Genomic DNA, 15754 nt, shown 5'->3' with positions numbered 1-15754 from the left:
TGCGGCCTCGCGTACCGCCTCGGCCAGCGCCACCAGGTCGTCCGTGGTGGGCGGCGGCGGCTCGAACTCGCCCTCGTGCCGCACCACGTCCCAGCCGCGCGGGGCGGTCAGGCTGCGGGCGTGCGGCTCACACAGGTCGTACGTGTGCGGTTCGGCGAACGCCGCGAGCGGGCCCACCACCGCTGTCGACTCGTTGTAGACATAGGTCAATGTGGCGACCGCTTGCCGGGGGCAGCCGTTACGGGAGCAGCGCCGTGGTGACCTCACGGCGGCAGGGTATCCCCATTACCGGGTCCGGCGCACCGCTTCGCGTTACGACACGCCCGTCATGGTGATCACAATTCCTCCGGTCGGCGCACCGGCACGCCGGACGGCCGCGCGACAGCGGGCGGGCCGCCGGCCCGGGCTACCCTGTGCGTCATGACGAGCCCCCAGAACCGCCGCCCCGGCTCCGGCCGGCGCACCCACCGTGACCGGCACGGTCGCGGGCTGCGCGGGCGGCTGGTGCCGGCCACGGTGCCGCTGGCGCGGACGAAGGCCGAGGTCTTCGACGATCTGGTGCTCGACACCGTGGAGACGCTCGAACGCCGGTTCGCCAAGGAGCTGGCCGGTGTGGAGTTCGCGGTCGAGGACGTCCCGCCGGATCTGAACGTCTACGACTCGGACGTGCTGGAGGACGGCGAGGTGCCGCTCGCCCGGCTGCTGCCGGGGCGGCCCGGCCGCCAGGAGGTGCCGCCGCGGATCGTGCTCTACCGGCGGCCGCTGGAGTTCCGCGCGATGGACCGCGAGGACCTCGCCGACCTGGTGCATGACGTGATCATCGAGCAGGTGGCGAATCTGCTCGGGGTCGATCCGGACGAGCTGGCCTGACCGGTTCGGCCGGACAGGTCGCCGCCACCCGGCCGGACCCCTCCGGCCGGACGGCGACCCGGGTCCGGGCGGCCCCCACCGCCCGTGGACCCGTACGCGGATCAGGCGGCTACCCGCCGCTTGAGCTTGCGCCGCTCCCGCTCGGAGAGGCCACCCCAGATCCCGAACCGCTCGTCGTGGCCGAGCGCGTACTCCAGGCATTCCGTCTTCACTTCGCACCGCGAGCAGATGCGCTTCGCCTCGCGGGTCGAGCCGCCCTTCTCGGGAAAGAACGCCTCCGGGTCGGTCTGCGAGCAGAGCGCTCGCTCCTGCCACTCCGGCGCGTTCCCGAGCAGGTCGGCCACCTCGAGCTGGCCGTCCATCGATTGCCTCCTTGTCGCGCACCGGCGTCATTCGCCGCTGCAACCCCCCACGCGAAAGGCGTGCCTGTCCGTACGGTCACCATTTGTTGCGTTCCGTGCGAACAACCCCATTCAAATTACACGCGTGTAATGCGTGCGCCGTCAAGCCAAACTTGATAATGGAGTCGCCCTCCCGACACGTCCGGGACGACCGCCGCGGTCGCCCGTAGCCTCGCAACCTGCCCTATCGATTCAGACCCCGGACGAGTAACGCCCTCCCCGGCGAGTTGCCGGAAGTTTTCTGCCGTGGCGCATCGCCGACAGGCCGGCCGGACGCCCCCGCCGGCCGCTCGTACCAAGATCAGAATTGGTGGGGCAAAGGGTAACCCGCTTCCCGCGGTACCGCCCGTCGAGCCGTCCAACGCCGACCGCGCCCCGTCCATCATGTGGACGGGGCGCGGGTTCCGGCGCGACTGACGACTCAGTCCAAGCGGGCTGGCGAGCTGGTGGGCCAGACGAATTCGGCGACTGACCCGCCGGTGACCGAGATCGCGCCGGCGGACGTACTCTCGTCCCACCAGACGGTATAAACACCCGCCTCCAGATCCGGGTAGACGGCACTGTGGAACACACCGTCCCGGACGTGCCGCTCGCGTACGGCCGAGTGGGTCCGCGGGCCGTCGAGGTCCACGCGGCTGATCTCGATCTCCCGGCCGTGCAGGTCCCGCCCGGTGTGGATGATCAGTGCGCCCCGGTCGCCGCCGAGGTCGAGCACGACGCTGCCCACCTCCGACGGGCCGAGAGCGTGATGGTGTGACATCGGCCGCCTCCCGTCAGGACTTCTTCGCCTGCGGGTTGCCGAACCCGTCGTACGGCGTGCCGAGGAACGGGAAGTCGGCCAGGAACGGCGCTGTCACGTCGGCCGCGCTCAGGCCCGGCGTCACCGCCGCGGCGGCGGCGTCCGGCTGGAACGTCTTGTCGACCAGCGGCACGGTCAGCCCGGCGATGGCGCGCAGCGCGATCGTCACCACGTCGTCGGCGACGCGGCGCCCGTTGGGGAAGCCGGCCAGGTCACCGCCGAGCACGCCGAACCGGTCCGGCTTGCTGCTGGGCCGGATCGCCGTGTTCAGCCGCAGCATGTCCGCCTGGACGTCGCCTGTGGTGTTGGCGAAGCCGTCGATCAGTCCGGCCGGGACGCCGGTGAGCAGGATCGCCACCAGGTCCGCGCGTGGCTTCTTCGACTTGTTGAGCGCGTCCAGGTTTCCGAACACGCCCGGGTAGAGCGTGGGCAGCAGCGACGCCAGCTCGGGCCGCTCGACGAACCCGGCGAACCGCTTGTCCTCCGACGGCGGCAGGGTGTTCCAGACGTCCTTCCTGGACATCGGCACGATGACCTCGTTGAACAACGGGTTACCGAGTCGCGACACCTGGGTGAAGGGTCCAGCGGCGGTATCAGCGGCGACCCGGTCGCCGAGCACCCGCACCTGCTGGCGGGAGGCGCTGGTCCAGACCCCGATCGTCGAGGCGCGGTCGGCGTAGCCGTAGCGGGCCGCCTTGCGGCGTACCTGGTTCAGCGGCACCTGTACGGCGAGGCTGTGCACGTTGAGCCGGTCCAGCGCGTTCACCGGCTCGCCCTCGGTCCGGAACAGCTTCTTGCCGGCGACGTGCAGCTGCTGGAACGGCCGCAGCGTACCCAGGTCGAACACCGCGCCCAGGTCGACGAAGAAGCCGTCGGCCCGCTGGCCCGCGAACACCTTCTCGCCGGTCGACAGCTTGAACGTCGCCTGCCGGACCAGGTTCTGGTAGTTGGGCGTGGACAGCGGCCCGACGTTGCACGGCGGGCAGGGCAGTTTGTGCGCCAGCACACGGGCGCGGCCGTCCGCGATGCGGGTCAGCCGGTAGAACTGCCGCCGGTTCCAGTTCTTGCTCTCCAGCGACTCGATCGGCCCGGTGTTGTAGAGAAAACTGTTCTGGTTCGTGATCTCGGTAGTGAATTCGAAACGATAGGTGACGTCCGGATAACCGTCCCCGTCGTTGTCGATGTGAATCTCGTACCGGACGTCGTCACCGAACTCGAAGAAGTTCGGGCCGCCGGAGGGAAGCTGCAGCGGCACGTAGTTGGCGATCAACGTGACCGTGTCCGGCTGGCTCGGCGTGACGAACGCGTACAGGTCGGAACTGTCGGCTACCGGATCCTTGGCGATCTCCGGGGCCTCGCGGTGAGAGGACATGGCGGACGCACCTTCGTCGGGGAACGGAAAGCGGAACCGGCGCCGGGAGCCCGCGCCGGTGAAGGGGTGGGATCAGCGCCGGCCGGCGGCGCGCACCAGGCGGTCGGCCAGGCCGCGGTCGCGTACCTCGACCCGGTTGGTGCCGACGAAGACGTCCATGACGCCGGCGGCGGCGTCGCGGAGGTGGACCACGATCGGCTCGTCGCGCCGGCTCGCCGTGGGGGCGTTCTGCGCGGCGGACAGGCCCGGCACGGTGAGGGCGGCGGCGCCCAGTGTGGCGCTCGCCGCGGCGGTGAGCGTCTGCCTGCGGGTCAACCGCGGCCAGGTCCGCCGTTTCGGCGCCTCGGTGGTCTCGTCAGTGCTCATCGGCAACCTTTCCGGACCGGCGCCGCAGCGCCGCAGCGGGCCGGGCGCCCGGACACCGCCGGGCCCCGGTTCGGGGTCACCGGCGGCGGTCCTCGCCGAAACCGCCGCCGGCATCCACAGGTACGGCGTGCGGCGGGGAAAGGTTCGACCTCAGGCGCGGGCGTGACCGTACGCGGTCGTCCGCTTGCGGAACGGCCGTCCGGCGGCGGTGGCGATGGCCCGCAACTGCTCCTCGGTACGGGCCGAGCCGTTGCCGGAGCCGGCCATCCGGGAGATCGTCTCCTCCATCAGCGTGCCGCCGAGGTCGTTGCAGCCGCCGCGCAGCATCTCCACTGTGCCTTCGTCACCGAGCTTCACCCAGGAGCACTGGATGTTGTCGATCCGGCCGTGCAGCAGCAGCCGGGCCATCGCGTGCACCGCCCGGTTCTCCCGCCAGGTCGGGCCCGGGCGGGCGATACCGGCCAGGTAGATCGGCGCGTTCGTGTGCACGAACGGCAGCGCCACGAACTCGGTGAACCCGCCGGTACGGTCCTGCACGCCGGCCAGCACCCGGAAGTGGGCGAGCCACTGGCCCGGGTGGTCCACGTGGCCGTACATCATCGTGGAGCTGGACCGGATGCCCAGCTCGTGGGCCGTGCTCACCACGTCGACCCAGGCGGCGGCCGGCAGTTTGCCCTTGGTGAGCACCCAGCGCACGTCGTCGTCGAGGATCTCGGCGGCGGTGCCCGGGATGGTGTCCAGCCCGGCATCGCGGAGCTGGAGCAGCCACTCCCGCACCGGCACACCGGCCTTCGCCGCGGCGGTGACGATCTCCATCGGGGAGAACGCGTGCACGTGCATGCCGGGCACCCGCGCCTTGATCGCGCGAACGATGTCGGCGTAACCGGTCACCGGCATCTTCGGGTCGATGCCGCCCTGGAGGCAGACCTCGGTCGCGCCGGCCGCCCACGCCTCCTCGGCCCGGTCGGCCACCTGCGAAAGCGAGAGCCGGAACGCGTCGGCGTCGCTCTCCCGCTGGGCGAACGCGCAGAACCGGCAGCCCACATAGCAGACGTTCGTGAAATTGATGTTGCGGTTGACCACGTAGGTCACGTCGTCGCCGACCGCGTCCCGGCGAGCGTCGTCGGCCAGCCGGCACAGCTCGTCGAGCGCCGGGCCGTCCGCGCCGAACAGCGCCAGCGCCTTGGCCTCGTGCGCCGGCGTCAGCAGCGCCGCCGGGTCGTCCGCGGCCAGCCGCAGGCCCGCCCGCAGGTCGGCGTCCGCGCCACCACCCAGCGGTACGCCCGCGCGCGCCTCCGGCGCCACCTTGCCGGCCACCTCGGCCCAGTCGCCGTACACGCTGTCGAAGTCGCCCCGCCGGTCGTCGGTACGGCCGGTGACGTCGATGGTGACGTGCAGGTCGGTGCGGCCGCCGTACACCTCCTCCGGCTCCTGCCAGGGCCGTCCCACCGGGCGGGCCGCCTCGACCGCGAGCCCGGTGGCCGGGTCGGCGAGCGCGGTGACGTGCGGCAGCAGGCGCGGGTCCAGCCACGGCTCGCCCGCCCGGACGTACTCCGGGTAGACGGTCAGCCGCTCGCGCAGCGTGAACCCGGCACTCGCGGTACGCGCCGCCAGCTCGTCCAGGTGCGGCCAGGGCCGCTCCGGGTTGACGTGGTCGGGCGTGACCGGGGAGACGCCGCCCCAGTCGTCGATGCCGGCGCGCAGCAGCAGGTCGTACTCGCCCGCGATGAGGTTCGGCGGGGCCTGGATGCGGGCCTTCGGGCCGAGCAGCACCCGGGCCACGGCCACCGTGGCGGCCAGGTCGTGCAGCTCCGCGTCGGGCATGCCGCGCATCGCGGTGTCCGGCTTGGCGCGGAAGTTCTGCACGATCACCTCCTGGAGGTGGCCGTACTCCCGCATCGCCCGGCGGATCGCGAAGATCGCGTCGACCCGCTCGGCCCGGTTCTCACCGATGCCGATCAGGATGCCCGTGGTGAACGGCACCCCGACCCGGCCGGCGTCGTCGAGCACCCGCAGGCGTACCGCCGGTTCCTTGTCCGGCGAGCCGAAGTGCGGGCCGCCCGGTTCGGACCAGAGCCGGGTGGCGGTGGTCTCCAGCATCATGCCCATACTCGGCGCGACCGGCTTGAGCCGCTGCAACTCCGACCAGGTGAGCACGCCCGGGTTGAGGTGGGGCAGCAGGCCGGTCTCCTCCAGCACCGCCACCGCGCAGGCGCGCAGGTAGTCGAGCGTCGAGTCGTACCCCCGCTCGTCCAGCCACCGGCGGGCCGCCGGCCACCGCTCCTCGGGCCGGTCGCCGAGCGTGAACAGCGCCTCCTTGCAGCCCTGCGCGGCGCCCTCGCGGGCGATCGCCAGCACCTCGTCACGTTCCAGGTAGGCGGCGGGCAGCCGGTGCGGCACGGTGGCGAACGTGCAGTAGTGGCAGCGGTCCCGGCAGAGCCGGGTCAGCGGGATGAAGACCTTCTTCGAGTACGTCACCACACCCGGCCGCCCGGCGTCGCGCAGCCCGGCGTCGCGGATGTCGCCGGCGATCCGGAGCAGGTCGTCGAGCATCGGCCCGCGGGCGGCCAGCAGCGCGCCGGCCTCGCCGGCGTCGAGCGCCCGGCCGGTGGCGGCCCGCCCCAGTGCCCGCCGGATGCTCGCCTCGGTCGGTTCGGGGTCGCTGCGATCAACCATCCGCCCAGCCTAAGCGCTGCCGGGCGGCCGGATGCCCGCCCCCGGTCGCGGTCCGGGCAACGGGACGGCTCCGGTGGCCTGCCGCACAGCGGCGGGCCGAGGTGGCGGCGGGCGACGGTGAGGCGTCGCCCGCCGCGCGGATCTCAGCGGGGCTGGTTCGGGTCCTCGCGGTCGAACCGCTGGGTGCGCTCGTCGTCGGCGGCGGGCGACGGCGCACCCGGCTCGGCGGACTGGCGCGGGATCGCCTGCGTCGGGTCGGCCGACGGCGGCTGGCCGAACGGCGGCGCGGGCTGCGGCGAGCCGTACTGCGGCGGCTGCTGCGGACCGGCGTACGGCGAGCCGGACTGCGGGTCGGCGGACGGCGGGCCGGACTGCGGCGCGTGCGGCGGGGCGGTGTTGAACGGGGGCGCCGACTGCGGCTGCCCGTACGGGCCGGGCTGCTGCGGCCAGCCGGGCGGCGGCGAGCCGGCCTGCGGGTAGCCCTGGCCGGGCTGCTGCGGGTAGCCGCCCGGACCGGGGTAGCCGCCGGGCTGACCCGGCTGCTGCGGCCAGCCGGGCTGGGCCTGGCCGTACACGCCGGGCTGCGGCTTGGGCTTCGGCACGTAGTAGAGCGTGCGCCAGATCTTGAACACCACGAACGCGGCGACCGCGAAGACGGCCAGCCAGGCCGCGCGGGTGAGCAGACCGAGGAACGCGTCCAGCACCTCACCGTCGGCGAGCCGGCCGACCAGCCAGATCAGGAACGTCAGCGCGCCGAACACGGCGGACACGGCGTACTCGACCAGCGCCACCTGGGTGATCAGCTTGGCCTTCGGCACGACCGGGAGGATCACGGTGGCGATCAGGACCGCGAGCAGCGGCAGGACCGTCGACTCCAGGCCGATGAAGGTGAAATACGTGCTCCCGGCCCGGCCGCTGGCCGTGCTGTAGTCGTCGACCGGTAGCAGGCGCACCAGGCCGACGAAGAGCAGCACGGCGTTGGCGCCGAGAAGGACGAGCGCGGCCAGTTCGCGCAACGGCTTGATCAACTGGCTGGCCTGCGTGGCGTCGCCGGACGCGGGCTCGGCGGGGCTGGTCACGGACTCCCCCAGGGGACGAAAGCGGACAGTTGCCGAAGTGAGCGTAGTCTCTCCGGCCACCGGACGATCGACGGCGGCGCGTGCGGAAGGATGGACGCCATGCGCATCGTGGTACTGACCGGCGGCATCGGGGGCGCCCGTTTCCTGCTCGGCGTGCGGGCGTACGCCCGCGAGGTGGGCGCCGAGGTGACCGCCGTGGTCAACGTCGGCGACGATCTGCTGCTGCACGGGCTGAAGGTCTGCCCCGACCTGGACAGCGTGCTCTACACGCTCGGCGGCGGCGCCGACCCGGAGCGTGGCTGGGGCCGCGCGGGCGAGACCTGGACGGTGAAGAACGAGCTGGCCGCGTACGGCGCGGAGCCGAGCTGGTTCGGCCTGGGCGACAAGGACATCGCCACCCACCTGGTGCGCACCCAGATGATCGACGCAGGCTACCCGCTGTCCCAGGTCACCGAGGCGCTGGCGGCCCGCTGGCAGCCGGGCGTACGGCTGCTGCCCGCCACCGACGACCGCCTGGAGACCCATGCCGTCGTCTCCGACGACCAGGGCCGGCGGGCGATCCACTTCCAGGAGTGGTGGGTTCGCCATCGGGCGGACGTGCCCACCGACCGGTTCGTCTTCGTCGGCGCCGACGCGGCGAAGCCCGCGCCCGGCGTGGTCGAGGCGATCGCCGCCGCGGACGTGGTGCTGATCGCGCCGAGCAACCCGGTGGTGAGCATCGCCCCGGTGCTGGCGGTGCCCGGTCTGCGCGACGCAGTGAGCGGCGGCCCGGCCCCGGTGATCGGGGTGTCTCCGATCATCGGCGGCGCGCCGGTACGCGGCATGGCCGACCGCTGCCTCGCCGTGCTCGGCGTGGAGTGCAGCGCGGCCGGCGTGGGCGGCCTCTACGGCGCCCGGTCGGCGGGCGGGCTGCTCGACGGCTGGCTGGTCGCGCCGGAGGACGAGGGCACTGTGGTGCCGGACGTGACGGTCCGCGCGGCGCCGCTGCGGATGACCGACGATGCGGCGACCGCCGCGATGGTGCGCGCCGCGCTGGAGTTGATGTGAGGCTGGAGATCCTGCCGGTGCCGGGCATCGGCGACGTGACCGAGGGCGACGACCTGGCGGCGCTGATCACCGGCGCGGCGCCCTGGCTGCGCGACCACGACGTGCTCGTGGTCACCAGCAAGATCGTGTCGAAGGCGGAGGGCCGGCTGGTCGACGTGCCGGCCGACGGCCCGGAACGGCTCGCCGAGCGGGACCGCATCCTGGCCGGGGAGACCGCCCGGGTGGTGGCGACCCGGGGCGCGACCCGGATCGTGCAGACCCACCACGGGTTCGTGATGGCCTCCGCCGGCATCGACGCCTCGAACGTCGACAAGACCCGGCTGGTGCTGCTGCCGGTCGACCCGGACGCCTCCGCGCGGGAGCTGCGTGCCGCGTTGCGCGACCGGTACGGCCTCGACGTCGCCGTGATCGTCAGCGACACCATGGGCCGCCCCTGGCGCAACGGGCTCACCGATGTGGCGCTCGGGGTGGCCGGCATGCCGGCGATCCGCGACCACCGGGGCGAGGTCGACCCGTACGGCAACGAGCTGTTCGTCACCCAGATGGCGGTGGTCGACGAGCTCGCCGCCGCCGGTGAGCTGATCAAGGGCAAGTGCGACCAGGTGCCGGTCGCGGTGATCCGGGGTTACCTCGCCGCGACCCGGGACGACGACGAGGGCGCCCGGGCGCTCGTCCGCGACGCCTCGATGGACCTGTTCTCGCTCGGCACGGCCGAGGCGCGCGCCGCCGGTCTGCGGGCCGCGGCGACGCTGCCGGACCGGACCGGCACCGAGGCCGCCGACCCGGTCGCGGTGCGGCGGGCGATCGACGCGGTCGGCGACGTGGTCGCCCCGGGCACTCGGTTCACCCACGTCACCGACGACGAGGCACGCGCCGGACTCGCCGCCACGGTGCCCGGCTGGCCCGCCTCGGCCACCGGCCTGCTGCTCGGCGCGGCGCCCACCCCGGTCGACCCGGCGGACCTGGTCCGGTTCGGCGCGGACCTGCAACGCCTGCGCGCCGCGCTGGCCGCGGAGGGGATCGACTCGACGCTGCTTCCGCCCCCGTCCGGCAGCGCCGCGAGCGCCACGCTGGCGCTCTGACCTCTGCGGGCGGCGGTCAGGCGTCGAGGACGGCCCGGCCCAGCGGGGTGAGCGTGTGCAGGACGGTGTTGCGGTCACGCCGGCTGACCAGCAGCCCCGCGTTGCGCAGCACGGTGGTGTGCTGGCTGGCCGCGGCGGCGGAGATGCGCAGCCGGCGTGCCATCTCGCCGGTGGTGCAGCCCTCGTCCGCGGCCTGGAGCACCCGGGAGCGGGTGCGGCCGAGCAGGGCGGCGAGCGCCTCGCCCTGCGGTGACACGGCGGCGCCGGACGCGGGCGTCAGGCCGGCCAGCCGGTCGACCGGGTAGACCAGCACCGGGGGCAGGGTCGGGTCGACGAGCGCCACCGGGGTACGCGAGCAGAAGAACGACGGCACGAGCAGCAGCCCCCGGCCGTCCAGGTGCAGCTCCCGGGTGTCCGGATAGTCGAGCACCTCCAGCACGCCCGAGACCCAGCGCATGTTCGGCCGCAGGCTGGCCAGCAGCCCCTCGGCGCCGCCGTCGAGCATCGCGCGGGCACGCCGGGCGCGGTCCGCCTCGACCGCCGCCTGCACCCGGGACCAGTACGGCGTGACCGCCAGCGACTGGTAGCGCGCCATGGCGTCGGTGAGATGGTGCAGCGTCTCCGGCTCGCCACGGGCGAGCGAGGTGGCCGACGACGGCAGCGTGGTCTCCCCGGCGAGCAGCCTCAGGTCGCGGCGCAGCATGTCCACAGAGGTGCCCCGGACCGCGTCCAGCCCGGCCTGGAAGCCCTCCCGGCTGGCGAACGGGGTGAGGAAGTCGGGGAAGTAGCCGCGCGGCGGGTTGAGCGCGAGCAGCAGGCGGTACTGCTCGGCGTCGGTGTCGGTCCGCAGGCCGTGCGCCACGGTGCGTCGCCACGTGGTCATCATCGGGTCCCGGCTGCGCCCCTGGAGCAGATGCAGGCTGAGGACCAGCTCCCAGAGCGGGTCCGCGGCCGGGGCGACCCGGGTCCGCAGGACGTCCTCGCCCGAGAAAATGATCTTCAACATGGGTTGCTGCTCCCGTGCGGACGGCGGGGGTGCCCGCCACACCTCGCACTGTACCCGCCGGTACTAATCTCCATCTTTAAGCGTCAGGTGAAAAACCTCGACGCTGGGCGGGCGCGTTGGGCAAACTCTCTGTTGCCCGCCGACGCCGGGGCGCAACGTTGACCCGGACGCCGGCTGACGGGCGTGGCCGGGTGGCACCACGAGGGTCTGCGACATCAGTCGCAGGGGTGCCGCCCGGCCCTCGCTCATCCGATCCAGAGCGCCACCCGATGGTCCTCGTCGGTGACGTAGTAACAGCGTCCCGCCAGCTCGGCCAGCCCCTCCACATGATGGAACGGCGCCAGCTCCGCGACCACCTCCCCGGCCACCAGCGCGCTCCCACCCGCGTCGTGCCGGAACCGCACGTGCCGGGAGGTCACCTCGCCGCCGTGCGGGTGGTCGTCCAGCAGCACCGAGCCCTTGCCCAGCGCGTCGATCGACCCGGTCACCGCCGCGTAGCCGCCGTCGCCCGTCGGGCTGATCGCGCGGAAGCCGGCCAGCACACCGGGCGGCGTCACCCCGCTCAGCGCGTACGCCCCGAGCGCCAGCAGGTCACCCGGCCGCTCCGGGTCGTCGAACATCTCCGGCACGCCGGCCAGCTCGACGTAGACCGGCTCCCCCTCGGCGGTCACCGGGAAACGCAGACCGAGCAGCGCCGTACCGGCCGGGGTGAACGCCGCCGCCTCGACGTTGATCGGCAGGTCGCCCGCGGCCAGCCGGGTCACCCAGCTCTTGGCGCGGGCGGTGCCCCGGGCCAGCGTCTCCACGATGAACCGCTCCCGGACCCGGTCACCGGGCGGCAGCAGCGTCAGCGGAGCGGCGGCGAGCGCGTCGTTCACCGCCCGGTGCAGCCGGAAGCGGTTGCGCACCACGCGTACCGGCAGCGGCCCGGCCACGGCGTCGTCCTCCCGGAACCGGGCCACGAACGCGCGCCGGGGCCACAGCGGACCGCCCTTGGACCCGAAGTGCGAGCCGAAGACGTACACCCAGCCGTCGTGGTGGGCCAGCGCCTCGCCGTCCTCGGTGCGGCCGTTCTCCCGTCCGGCGTCGGCGGGCACGTGGTGCGCCACCCACTCGCCGTCGTCCCGTTCCAGCAGCAGCGCCAGGCACTGCTCGACCGGCCCCTCGTCCAGCACGGTCCAGAAGCCGCGGCGCGCGCCGTGCGCCCTCAGCAACGCGGCCGACCGCACCGGCAGGAGGTCGCTCGCCTCGTTGCCGGCCACCAGGAACTCGACGAGTCGCAGGGTCACCGCGCCAGGGTACGGAGGCGGCGCTCGTAGAGTGTCCGGGTGCCTGATCTCATCCCGTACACCGAGTTGCACGCCGACGCCGTCGCGACGCTGAGCCGCTGGACGGCGACCAGCCCCGCCGCCGACGCCGCCCGGGACCGGACCCTGGCGCTGCTGGCCGACGGGCCGGTGGCGATGAGCCGGACGCACCGGGCCGGGCACGTCACGGCGAGCGCACTGGTGCTCGACCCGGACGGCCGGGTGCTGCTCTGCCTGCACGGCAAGATCCGCAGATGGGTGCAGCTCGGCGGGCACTGCGAGCCCGGCGACCGGACGCTGGTCGCCGCCGCGCTGCGCGAGGCCACCGAGGAGTCCGGCATCACCGGCCTGACCGTCGAGCCGGACCCGATCGACGTGGACATCCATCAGGTCGCCTGCCAGGGCGGGTCGTTCCACTACGACGTCCGGTACGCCGTCCTGGCCCCGGCCGGGGCGATCGAGCGGGTCAGCGCGGAGTCCGAGGCGCTCGGCTGGTTCCCGCCGGACCGGCTGCCCGAGCCACTCGCCCACGCCACCGCTCAGCTCGTGCCGCCGGCGCTCGCGGTGCTGGCCCGCCACGCCGGCGGCTGAGCGACGGCACCGCGACGCGCCGCCGGAGGCGTCCACACTCCGGCGGCCCGGCGCGTCAGACCAGGCCCTCCTCGCCGCGTTCCTTCAGCTCGTCCACGATCTTCTTCACGTCCTGCGCGCGGTCGCGGGGGCAGACCAGCAGCGCGTCCGGGGTGTCCACGACGATCAGGTCGTGCACCCCGACGGTCGCCACCAGCCGCCCGGAGTGCGGCACCACCACGGTGCCGGTGGTGTCGTGCAGCAGCACGCCCGGCTTCGCGTCCCCGCCCAGCACCACGTTGCCGGCGCCGTCGGCGGGCAGCACCTCGCCGAGCGTGTGGAAGTCGCCCACGTCGTTCCAGCCGAAGTCGCCGGGCACCGTACCCACCCGGCCGGCCGTCGCCGCGCCCTCCATCACCGCGTAGTCGACCGAGATCCGGGGCAGCGTCGGCCAGATCCGGCCGAGCACGTCGTCCTGCTCCGGCGTGCCCCAGGCCGCCGCGATGGCGGTGATCCCGGCGTGCAGCTCCGGCTGCTGGCGGGCCAGCTCGGACAGGAAGACGTCCACCCGCCAGACGAACATGCTGGCGTTCCAGAGGTGCCGGCCGGAGCGGACGTACACCTCGGCCACCTCCGCGGCCGGCTTCTCCTTGAACTCGCGGACCGGGCGCAGCGTGCCGTCCCCCACCGGGTCGCCGGTCTCCAGGTAGCCGTAGCCGGTCTCCGGGCGCGTCGGGGTGATGCCCACCGTCATCAGCAGCCCCTGCTCCGCGCCCCGGATGGCCTGCCGTACCACCTCGGCCAGCCGGGCCGGGTCGCCGATCAGGTGGTCGGCGGCGAACGAGCCCATCACCGCGTCCGGGGTCCGGGCGGCGATCACCGCGGCGGCCAGCGCGATCGCGGCGCAGGAGTCCCGCGGCGACGGCTCGACCAGGATGTTCTCCTCCGGCAGGCCGGCCAGTTGCCGAGCCACCGCCGCGGCGTGCGCGGCCCCGGTGACCACGAGCGTGCGCTCCGGAGTGGTCAACGGCGACAACCGGTCGACAGTGGCCTGCAACAGCGAGGCGGGGGTGCCGGTCAGCGGGTGGAGGAATTTGGGGTGGCCGGCACGGGACAACGGCCACAACCTCGTGCCGCTGCCGCCCGCCGGGATGACGGCGTAGAACATCAGCACATCATGCCCGAAGCGGGCGAGCCGTCACGGTCGGTCGCCCGGGACCGGCAACCGGCGCTCAGGACCGGGCCCGCCGCCACGCCGCGATGTGGACCTCCGCGCTGGACTCCCAGGTGAACTCCTTGGCCCGGTCGAATCCCGCCTTGGCCAGGGACAGCCGCCGCTGCTCGTCGTCCAGCAGGGCGCCGAGGTCGGTGGCGATCTGGTCCGGGTCCTCGCTGGTGTAGGCCACCGCGTCGCCGCCCACCTCGGGCAGGGACAGGCGCGGCGTGGTGAGCACCGGGGCGGCGCACGCCATCGCCTCCAGGATCGGCAGGCCGAAGCCCTCGCCGTAGGACGGGTAGGCGGCCACCAGCGCGCCGCCGAGGAAGCCGGGCAGGTCGGCGTAGCGCAGGTAACCCGGGCGCAGCAGCCGCAGGTGCGACGGGACCTCGGCCACCGCGCGGTCGATGTCGTCGTCGTGGCCCTGGCCGCCCGCCACCACCAGCGCGGGCGGGTTCGGCCGGTCGGCCACCGCCCGGGCCCAGCCGCGGATCAGGTTGGGTACGTTCTTGCGCGGCTCCTTGGCCCCGAGGAACGCGATGTAGCTGCTGTCGCCGAGACCCAGGCGGGCCCGGACGCGCGCCTTCTCCTCGTCGCCCGGCGCGTGGAACGCGTCCTGGTCGACGCCGTGGTAGGCGACGTCGATCCGGGTCGGGTCGGCGTCCAGGAGCCGGATCAGCTCGTCCCGGGTGGCCTTGCTCGGCACGATCACCCGGCCGGCCCGGCGCAGCGACGTCTTGATCGCGCTGCGGAAGAACGTCCGGCGCGACTTGTCGTAGTGCTCCGGCTCGGTGAAGAACGTCGCGTCATGCACGGTGACCGTCACCGGGCACCCGGCCCGCAGCGGGCAGGTGTAGAACGGCGAGTGCAGCACCTCGGCGCCGACCTGCTGGGCCAGCAGCGGCAGGCCGGTCTGCTCCCAGGCCAGTCGCGCCGGCCGGTGCGCCACCGCCGCCGGGGCCGGGATCACCTCGGCGCCGGGCAGCATCCGGGTGTAGCGCTCCAGGTCGGTGCGGAGGCTCACCACGGCCAGGTCGACGCCGGTGCCGCAGACCCGGCCCAACGCGCCGAGCAGTCCGTCGACGTATCTACCGACGCCGCCACGGTCGGCGGGGACACTCGTGGCGTCGATGAGAACGCGGGGCGGGCGACCGGCGGTCACGGGGCGACTCCTCAGGTGGCGCAGTTGTGGGGAAGAACACTCTCGGCAAGCCTACGCCGGGCCGGGCGCGAGGCGCTGACCGCGACCCGACGGTACGCCGACTTGTCGTTGTCATCGAGTACGCACGCGGGGCGCGTATCGTTCGCGCCGATGGCCGACAACATTGCCCGGGTGTTCGCCGACGCGATCGCGCCCGACCCCACCCGACCGCTGCTGACCTGGTACGACGACGCCACCGGCGAACGCACCGAACTCTCCGGGGCGACGCTCGCGAACTGGGTGGCGAAGACCGCGAACCTGCTCGCCGACGAGGCGGGCGCCGCGCCCGGCGACGCGGCCGGGGTGCTGCTGCCGCCGCACTGGCAGACCGCCGCCGTGCTGCTCGGCTGCTGGTCGGCGAAGCTGACTGTAGTCGACACGGCGGGCCCGGTGGAGGCGCTGTTCGTGGCCGTCGACCGGGTGGACGAGGCAGCCGGGTGGCCGGCCGGCGAGCGGTACGCGCTGGCGCTCGACCCGTTCGCGCTCCCGATGCGGCAGGTGCCGGCGGGCTGCACGGACTTCGTCTCCGCGGTACGCGGGCACGGCGACCACTTCACGCCGGACCCGTCCGGCGGGGAGGCGGACGGGGCGCTGCTGGCCCGGGCGGCTGCCCGCGCCACCGAGCTGGGCCTGACTCGGGGCGACCGCCTCCTGGTCGACGTGACCACTCACCCCGACCCGGTCGACTGGCTGCTCACCCCGCTCACGGCGGGAGCCAGCGTGGTCGCGTGCGCCCACCCCGACCCGACCCGCCTGCCCTCC

General features: G+C 73.8%; 16 protein-coding genes. 5 read left to right on the top strand and 11 right to left on the bottom strand.

Features of this window, described 5'->3' with window-relative positions:
• Positions 1–267 (bottom strand): DUF3499 domain-containing protein (locus tag F8279_RS25305; RefSeq protein ID WP_132342986.1); only part of this gene is annotated, 267 nt, incomplete at its 3' end.
• A gap of 153 nt (positions 268–420) precedes the next feature.
• On the opposite strand from F8279_RS25305, the gene F8279_RS25300 reads away from it, so the two are divergent.
• Complete coding sequence (locus F8279_RS25300) at positions 421–870, top strand: metallopeptidase family protein (RefSeq protein WP_018787548.1); 450 nt, start codon at positions 421–423, stop codon at positions 868–870.
• A gap of 101 nt (positions 871–971) precedes the next feature.
• Here F8279_RS25300 and F8279_RS25295 read toward each other — a convergent pair whose 3' ends face one another.
• The 6 genes from F8279_RS25295 to F8279_RS25270 form a co-directional block, all read right to left on the bottom strand.
• On the bottom strand, positions 972–1232 hold the full coding sequence (locus F8279_RS25295) for a WhiB family transcriptional regulator (protein ID WP_013284161.1): 261 nt from the start codon (positions 1230–1232) through the stop codon (positions 972–974).
• A 460-nt stretch (positions 1233–1692) separates the two neighbouring features.
• Positions 1693–2031 (bottom strand): phospholipase, encoded by a 339-nt coding sequence (locus F8279_RS25290; RefSeq protein WP_091418610.1) that lies wholly within the window; start codon positions 2029–2031, stop codon positions 1693–1695.
• A gap of 13 nt (positions 2032–2044) precedes the next feature.
• A complete protein-coding gene (locus tag F8279_RS25285; RefSeq protein ID WP_151501280.1) occupies positions 2045–3442 on the bottom strand; it encodes a DUF4331 domain-containing protein in 1398 nt (465 codons plus the stop codon).
• 72 nt (positions 3443–3514) lie between these two features.
• Positions 3515–3808, bottom strand: a complete 294-nt coding sequence (locus F8279_RS25280; RefSeq protein ID WP_091418605.1) for a hypothetical protein — start codon at positions 3806–3808, stop codon at positions 3515–3517.
• A gap of 150 nt (positions 3809–3958) precedes the next feature.
• Positions 3959–6484, bottom strand: a complete 2526-nt coding sequence (locus F8279_RS25275) for a bifunctional FO biosynthesis protein CofGH (RefSeq protein ID WP_151501279.1) — start codon at positions 6482–6484, stop codon at positions 3959–3961.
• Positions 6485–6627: 143 nt separating this feature from the next.
• On the bottom strand, positions 6628–7563 hold the full coding sequence (locus F8279_RS25270; protein ID WP_151501278.1) for a hypothetical protein: 936 nt from the start codon (positions 7561–7563) through the stop codon (positions 6628–6630).
• Between the two features lie 99 nt (positions 7564–7662).
• On the opposite strand from F8279_RS25270, the gene cofD reads away from it, so the two are divergent.
• Complete coding sequence (gene cofD / locus F8279_RS25265) at positions 7663–8610, top strand: 2-phospho-L-lactate transferase (RefSeq protein WP_151501277.1); 948 nt, start codon at positions 7663–7665, stop codon at positions 8608–8610.
• Positions 8607–9692 (top strand): coenzyme F420-0:L-glutamate ligase, encoded by a 1086-nt coding sequence (locus F8279_RS25260; RefSeq protein WP_151501276.1) that lies wholly within the window; start codon positions 8607–8609, stop codon positions 9690–9692. Before cofD ends, F8279_RS25260 begins: the two co-directional genes overlap by 4 nt.
• A gap of 16 nt (positions 9693–9708) precedes the next feature.
• Here the strand turns inward: F8279_RS25260 and F8279_RS25255 are convergent, their stop codons facing one another.
• Both F8279_RS25255 and F8279_RS25250 read right to left on the bottom strand, forming a co-directional pair.
• Entirely contained in the window at positions 9709–10698 is a 990-nt protein-coding gene (locus tag F8279_RS25255; RefSeq protein WP_151501275.1) for a helix-turn-helix transcriptional regulator, read from the bottom strand.
• Between the two features lie 245 nt (positions 10699–10943).
• The gene (locus F8279_RS25250; protein WP_151501274.1) at positions 10944–11987 is read right to left on the bottom strand and encodes a DUF4185 domain-containing protein; all 1044 of its coding nucleotides are present in this window, start codon (positions 11985–11987) and stop codon (positions 10944–10946) included.
• A gap of 39 nt (positions 11988–12026) precedes the next feature.
• On the opposite strand from F8279_RS25250, the gene F8279_RS25245 reads away from it, so the two are divergent.
• Entirely contained in the window at positions 12027–12596 is a 570-nt protein-coding gene (locus tag F8279_RS25245; protein WP_091418590.1) for an NUDIX hydrolase, read from the top strand.
• A gap of 55 nt (positions 12597–12651) precedes the next feature.
• Here the strand turns inward: F8279_RS25245 and F8279_RS25240 are convergent, their stop codons facing one another.
• Together F8279_RS25240 and F8279_RS25235 are read right to left on the bottom strand one after the other, a co-directional pair.
• Positions 12652–13743, bottom strand: coding sequence for a mannose-1-phosphate guanylyltransferase (locus tag F8279_RS25240; RefSeq protein ID WP_151501273.1), 1092 nt, complete (start codon positions 13741–13743; stop codon positions 12652–12654).
• 64 nt (positions 13744–13807) lie between these two features.
• A complete protein-coding gene (locus F8279_RS25235; protein WP_091418585.1) occupies positions 13808–14953 on the bottom strand; it encodes a glycosyltransferase family 1 protein in 1146 nt (381 codons plus the stop codon).
• A gap of 150 nt (positions 14954–15103) precedes the next feature.
• Here F8279_RS25235 and F8279_RS25230 point away from each other — a divergent pair.
• Positions 15104–15754: TIGR03089 family protein (locus F8279_RS25230; RefSeq protein ID WP_151501272.1), on the top strand; the 651-nt coding region annotated here is incomplete at its 3' end.

Origin of the sequence: Micromonospora sp. AMSO1212t (assembly GCF_008868145.1) — a bacterium.
Taxonomy (GTDB): Bacteria; Actinomycetota; Actinomycetes; order Mycobacteriales; family Micromonosporaceae; genus Micromonospora; species Micromonospora tulbaghiae.
This window is presented reverse-complemented; position numbering and strand designations above follow the sequence as displayed.

Bases quoted from the DNA above. Each gene is read 5' to 3' on its own strand.
- F8279_RS25285 (WP_151501280.1), bottom strand. From the start codon at position 3,442: ATGTCCTCTCACCGCGAGGCCCCGGAGATCGCCAAGGATCCGGTAGCC.
- F8279_RS25290 (WP_091418610.1), bottom strand. From the start codon at position 2,031: ATGTCACACCATCACGCTCTCGGCCCGTCGGAGGTGGGCAGCGTCGTG.
- F8279_RS25255 (WP_151501275.1), bottom strand. From the start codon at position 10,698: ATGTTGAAGATCATTTTCTCGGGCGAGGACGTCCTGCGGACCCGGGTC.
- F8279_RS25300 (WP_018787548.1), top strand. From the start codon at position 421: ATGACGAGCCCCCAGAACCGCCGCCCCGGCTCCGGCCGGCGCACCCAC.
- F8279_RS25240 (WP_151501273.1), bottom strand. From the start codon at position 13,743: ATGTTCTACGCCGTCATCCCGGCGGGCGGCAGCGGCACGAGGTTGTGG.
- F8279_RS25275 (WP_151501279.1), bottom strand. From the start codon at position 6,484: ATGGTTGATCGCAGCGACCCCGAACCGACCGAGGCGAGCATCCGGCGG.
- F8279_RS25280 (WP_091418605.1), bottom strand. From the start codon at position 3,808: ATGAGCACTGACGAGACCACCGAGGCGCCGAAACGGCGGACCTGGCCG.
- F8279_RS25295 (WP_013284161.1), bottom strand. From the start codon at position 1,232: ATGGACGGCCAGCTCGAGGTGGCCGACCTGCTCGGGAACGCGCCGGAG.
- cofD (WP_151501277.1), top strand. From the start codon at position 7,663: ATGCGCATCGTGGTACTGACCGGCGGCATCGGGGGCGCCCGTTTCCTG.